Source organism: Mycobacterium simulans (genome assembly GCF_900232995.1).
GTDB classification, from domain to species: domain Bacteria; phylum Actinomycetota; class Actinomycetes; order Mycobacteriales; family Mycobacteriaceae; genus Mycobacterium; species Mycobacterium simulans.
Map to the genome: position 1 here is coordinate 1 of NZ_OCVX01000085.1, position 5,130 is coordinate 5,130.

5 protein-coding genes are annotated in these 5,130 nt (G+C 60.2%); 1 reads left to right on the forward strand and 4 read right to left on the reverse strand.

Features of this window, described 5'->3' with window-relative positions:
• The 4 genes from MSIMFI_RS27335 to MSIMFI_RS27350 all read right to left on the reverse strand — a co-directional run.
• The coding region (locus MSIMFI_RS27335; RefSeq protein ID WP_191500045.1) for a non-ribosomal peptide synthetase at positions 1 to 2,434 on the reverse strand (2,434 nt) is incomplete at its 3' end.
• 22 nt (positions 2,435 to 2,456) lie between these two features.
• Positions 2,457 to 2,687, reverse strand: coding sequence for an MbtH family protein (locus tag MSIMFI_RS27340; RefSeq protein WP_191500046.1), 231 nt, complete (start codon positions 2,685 to 2,687; stop codon positions 2,457 to 2,459).
• A 504-nt stretch (positions 2,688 to 3,191) separates the two neighbouring features.
• Positions 3,192 to 3,563 (reverse strand): dsRBD fold-containing protein, encoded by a 372-nt coding sequence (locus MSIMFI_RS27345; RefSeq protein WP_318187448.1) that lies wholly within the window; start codon positions 3,561 to 3,563, stop codon positions 3,192 to 3,194.
• The gene (locus MSIMFI_RS27350; protein ID WP_191500048.1) at positions 3,533 to 4,360 is read right to left on the reverse strand and encodes an SDR family NAD(P)-dependent oxidoreductase; all 828 of its coding nucleotides are present in this window, start codon (positions 4,358 to 4,360) and stop codon (positions 3,533 to 3,535) included. The genes MSIMFI_RS27345 and MSIMFI_RS27350 overlap by 31 nt, the downstream gene beginning before the upstream one ends.
• A gap of 133 nt (positions 4,361 to 4,493) precedes the next feature.
• Here MSIMFI_RS27350 and MSIMFI_RS27355 point away from each other — a divergent pair.
• Positions 4,494 to 5,130: PE family protein (locus tag MSIMFI_RS27355; RefSeq protein WP_191500049.1), on the forward strand; the 637-nt coding region annotated here is incomplete at its 3' end.

A 5,130-nucleotide genomic window follows, 5' to 3' on the forward strand; every position in this document is an offset into this window, starting at 1 on the left:
CCCCCGCACCGGCCACATACAACTCACCAACCACCCCCACCGGCACCGGCCGCAACCAACCATCCAACACAAAAAACGCCTGATTTGGCAGCGGAACCCCGATGGGGCTCACAGCACCCTCAAGATCGCCGGTGACGATCTCACGAAACGAGGCATGCACCGTGGTCTCGGTGGTGCCATACATATTGATGAGGCGTGGCGCGTCGGGGTGGCTATCTAGCCACGCCCGCAGACGCTGCGGCTCAAGAGCTTCTCCACCGAAGACCACCGCTTGAAGCTGCAGCTGTTGTGCTAACTCGGGCTGCATCGCGTCGGCCGTTTGCAACGCATAAAACGCTGAGGGGGTTTGGCTTAACACGGTGACTTGTTCAGTGATCAGCAGGGCATGCAGGTCTTGCGGGGAACCCACTACCGCGTGGGGTACGACGACGAGGCGTCCGCCGTGCAGCAGTGGACCCCAGATCTCCCACACCGAAAAGTCGAAGGCATAGGAGTGGTATTGCGTCCATACCTGTGTGGGTGTGGGTGTGAGGCCGGCATCAAGTGATTCGAAGAGTTGGGTGATGTTGCGGTGAGTGATACCGACGCCTTTGGGGGTGCCGGTGGTGCCGGAGGTGTAGACGATGTAGGCCAGGTTCTCGGGGTCGGGATGCGGTGGTGCGGTGTGGGGTTGAGCGGCCACGGCGGGGGCGTTGACGTCGACGAGGACCAGGTCATGCCCGGCGAGCCGGTTGGTCAGGTTGGTGGTGGTAAGCGCCACTACCGGGGCGGCGTCTTCAACCATGAAAGCGATGCGAGCATCGGGATAGGCCGGATCGATAGGCAAATAAGCGGCCCCGGCCTTAAGAACCGCCAAGATCGCGATGACGGCATCGGCGGAACGTTGCAGCAGCAGCGCTACCACATCACCAGGAGCCACCCCGTGATGGATCAGTAGGTGGGCGAGTTGGTTGGCGGCCGTGTCGAGTTGACGATAAGTCAGCGACATCTCCATCCAGGTCAGCGCCACCGCATCGGGACAACACGCGACCTGGGCGGTAAACAGTTGCGGTATCGAAGCCACCACCGGCCCGTGCCCGGTCAACACCGCACGATTACCCCACCGATCCAAACACGCCCGCTCATCGTCATCGAGCACATCCACCGCCGACAGCGCTCGCGTGGGATCGGTGGTCATCACCACCAACACCCGCTCTAACTGCTTCGCTAGATCGACTACGTCAGAATCCGGAAGCGATTGCCCGGTCCCTGCCGTGCTTAGAAAGAGCTGTTTACCGGCGCTAAGGAACCACAATCCAAATTGATCTACGAGGCCAGAAGCGGTGAACGCCGCTGAGGCCGAAGCACCAACCAAATCCAGACTAAATATAGATGTACGGAAATTAACAACCACCCGATTAGATCGCTGCCGCGAGTCGCGGCGGTGAGCACTGTTCTCAAGAGCGCGCACAGGAAACCGCTGGTGTTGCAGCGCTTCTCGTATTCGTGTGTCGACATGCTCACACAAATCAGCGACTGCAGATTGCGGCGATAACCTCAAGACCAGTGGTACAACCCCGGAAATCATCGCGGGAAGTGTTTTTGACTCTGGACGCACTCGCCTACTCACCGGAAAGTCAAGCACTACCTCTGACCCGCCGCCACACCACCCACGCACTAGGAGTGCGCACGCCGCGGTGATAACCGATGTGAGAGGCATGTCCAACGCATTGGCCATGTCATAGGCTCGGCCGACGACGGCGGGGTCCAGTTGAATCTGTACGGAAGGCGAATAGAGATCTCGCGCGCCAGTGGCTTGCGGCAAGCGATAGTCTGGCTCGTTTTCCGCCGGAAGGTTTCTAGTCCAATATTCCTGATCTTCGAGATAGTCGTCAGACGCTGCGTATTCCGATTCGCAGACGAGCAGGTCATTGAGCGAACCGAAGAAGGCCGGAGGTATCGGTGTGCCAGAAACGATCGCGGAGTAGACAGTTGCAATCCGCTGACCAAGGAGTAGAATGCCGAATCCGTCTATAACCATGTGATGGCAGCATGCGAACAAGTAGAACTCGTCTGCACGCGTCTGAAACGACGCAAATTTAAACAGCGGACCTGCCAACGGCATTGGGTTGTATTGAATTAACGACGCCAGCCGATAAGCCTCCCGCACGGGATTGTCCGAATCCCTGATGTCAGAGTGGGAAATCTTAATATTCGGATAATCAACAACCCTTTGGAAAACCTGGCCATTTACCTCAGAAAAGGAAGCCCGGAGCGGTTCTGCCTCGCGCACCGCTCGGCGGATTGCCCATTTAAGCAAATCAACCTGGACCGTGCCCTGGAATTTCACGAACAGACCCAGTTGCCACTCGGTACCGACCCGACCCGTCTCCTGCGCCAGCCATATATCTAGTTGCTCACGTGTCAGCGGAAATGTACGCTCATCAAGTTTCATACGGCAACTACCACTAGATGACTCAGGCATCACAACCTTGGCTCTGCGCCAACCTCTTTCGCAAACTCGATGGCCGGATGTCGGCCCAGTTCTGCTCCACATTGTCCAGACACGCGATGCGCGCTACCTCGCCGTAAACCACCCGCCAACCCGTCGGAATTTCAGCGAAAGCTGGCCAAAGGCTGTGCCGCTCCTCGTCGTTGACCAAAACAAAAAAATTCCCGTTGTCGCCATCAAACGGATTGACGCTCACACGGCCTCCTAAACCCTATGCGAAGTAACCCGCTAAAAATGGTGTGACGCAACAGAGTTCCTCGAACTTTCACGCACGAAAAATTGCCACGACAAACGCGGACTGAACTGAGCTTTAGACCTGGGTACTTTTACCACAAGCCAGCATCAGAGCGCCAAGCCGCCGGCGTCAAAAGTTGCGCACATCACAGCACACGATCCGGGTTGGAATCGCGATCGGCTCGACGCTGCCTTGCACGACCCTCGTATCACATTGAGCCGTGGCCGGGATGGCCCATCTTCTCGGGTCGGCAGGTCCGTAGTCTGAACCACCCTGCGCCAGGCGTCCAGCCAGTCATTTCGGGTTCCTGCCCTGTATCGGTTGCGGGCCGGTATGGCGATCGTAGGCGCTACGGCGGCTCCGAAGGCGGGAAAAAGGACCGCGCGCATCTGGTCCACCGAGGGCCGCCGCCGTTGGCTCGCGAGCAATAACGTCCACCGTCACCGACATGTCAAAGCCCTCGCCTCAATTCTTCGCGCGACACAGCGCGGCAAGCTGATCGGCTAGGTCCGATAAGGCCCGCGCTGTCGCCAGCTCCTGACCGGTCTCACTTTCCAAATAGTCAGCAGGATGACGATAAGCCACTCCCAGCCCGGCTAGATGTGAACTGCCCCATTGCAACTCAACCTTTGCATATATCCTCCCGCGGTGCTCGTCAATCGCCAGTATGACCGTTGGGTGTGTAAAGGAATGCGGGCGACTGTTGTGGTGCATGCGGCATATCTCCGAATCATGCTGGGAGTGAATCGCCTGTAAGTCTTTACGCGGCTGGCCCGTCCCGATCCGTGTCGCCAATAGACACTTGGCTACGCAAGCTTGGCCAGCGTCCGATCCCATAGCTCGGCCCCAAGGCGCGGATCGCAAGCGGCGCGGTTGGCCTTCGCGATCTTGCGCCGTGAGTAGTATTCCCCTGGCCGCCAATCGATACCGGGTTCGCTTGATGCCAGCCAGACTAGTTGTTCGGCTCCCTCGTCTGATGTGGCAGTAAATCGAGCCGTCAGCGGCACGTAGTGCTTCATGAAGGCGAGCAACCGGGATCCCGAGGCCTCACCGAAGTTGGAGTTGACGTAGCCGGGATGCACCGTCGCGACCGACAGCCCGTCGGCGTGATGGCGCCGATGTAATTCCATGGTGAACAACACAATTGCCAGCTTCGATCGCGCATAGGCGACGCTGGGCCGCCGAACGGCGGTGTTCTCCAGGTCGGCAACCCCGGCGATCCGAACCAGCCGGTGCGACGAGCTTGTCGTGTTCACGATGGTAGCGCGGGAATCGACGAGCAAATCCAACAACTGGGTGGTGAGCAAGAACGGCGCCAGATAGTTGACCTGATACGTCATCTCGTGGCCATCGGGCGTGACATGGATCTTGTTGACCATCAAGCCCGCATTGTTGACCATTACGTCAATGCGTGGATAGCTCGCGGGAAGTTTCTCGGCCAAGGCTCGCACCTGAGCCAGGTCGGCGAAGTCGACGACGAAGTGGTCTGCGTCCAATTCCGCTGCCACCGCTGCGGTCTTGCTCTGCGACCGACCTATGACGACAACGTTCTCGCCGCTCTGGCGCAACTGGCGCGCCGCCGCAGCCCCGATGCCGTCGCTGGCACCGGTGATGACGATCGTCTTACGCGGCATGTCGTTGGTGTCCTCCTCGAGCAGTGTATCGATCCTCGGGCGAATGTCATTGGAGTGGACTTGACCTTTCCGTCGGTTTGGCATTCACAATCGGCGTCACCGGTGATACTTGTCGTAACCCAATAGGAGTGCCATGACATTTGTGATCGCTGCGCCGGAGATGGTGTCAATCGCGGCAACTGATTTGGCGAGAATCGGTGCGACGATTAATGCTGCGAATGTCGCAGCGGCGTTCCCCACAACGGAACTGGTAGCGGCGGGCGCGGATGAGGTGTCGGCGGGCCTCGCCGCAATGTTCGGCGCGCACGCGCAGGCATACCAAGCGCTCAGCGCTCAAGCGGCGGCGTTTCATGCCCATTTTGTCCAGGTCGTGAACGCGGGCGCGGGCGCCTATGCGGCAGCCGAGGACGCTAACGTCGAGCAGAGTCTGCTCAACGCGATCAACGCACCCACCCAGGCGTTGCTCGGACGCCCATTGATCGGCAACGGCTCCGACGGCACGGCGCCGGGGCAAGGCGGTGGGGCCGGCGGGCTGTTGTACGGCAATGGCGGCAACGGCGCGGCGGGCGCAAACCCCGGAGTGGCCGGCGGTAACGGCGGCTCCGCCGGGTTGATTGGTAACGGCGGGGCCGGCGGGATAGGCGGTGCCGGGGCGGCCGGCGGAGCCGGCGGCTCAGGTGGGCTGTTATACGGCAACGGCGGAGCCGGCGGCGCGGGCGGCAACGACTTTGGCGGCGGCGGAGCCGGCGGCGCTGGCGGCGGTGCGGGCC

Bases quoted from the DNA above. Each gene is read 5' to 3' on its own strand.
- MSIMFI_RS27345 (WP_318187448.1), bottom strand. From the start codon at position 3,563: ATGGGATCGGACGCTGGCCAAGCTTGCGTAGCCAAGTGTCTATTGGCG.
- MSIMFI_RS27350 (WP_191500048.1), bottom strand. From the start codon at position 4,360: ATGCCGCGTAAGACGATCGTCATCACCGGTGCCAGCGACGGCATCGGG.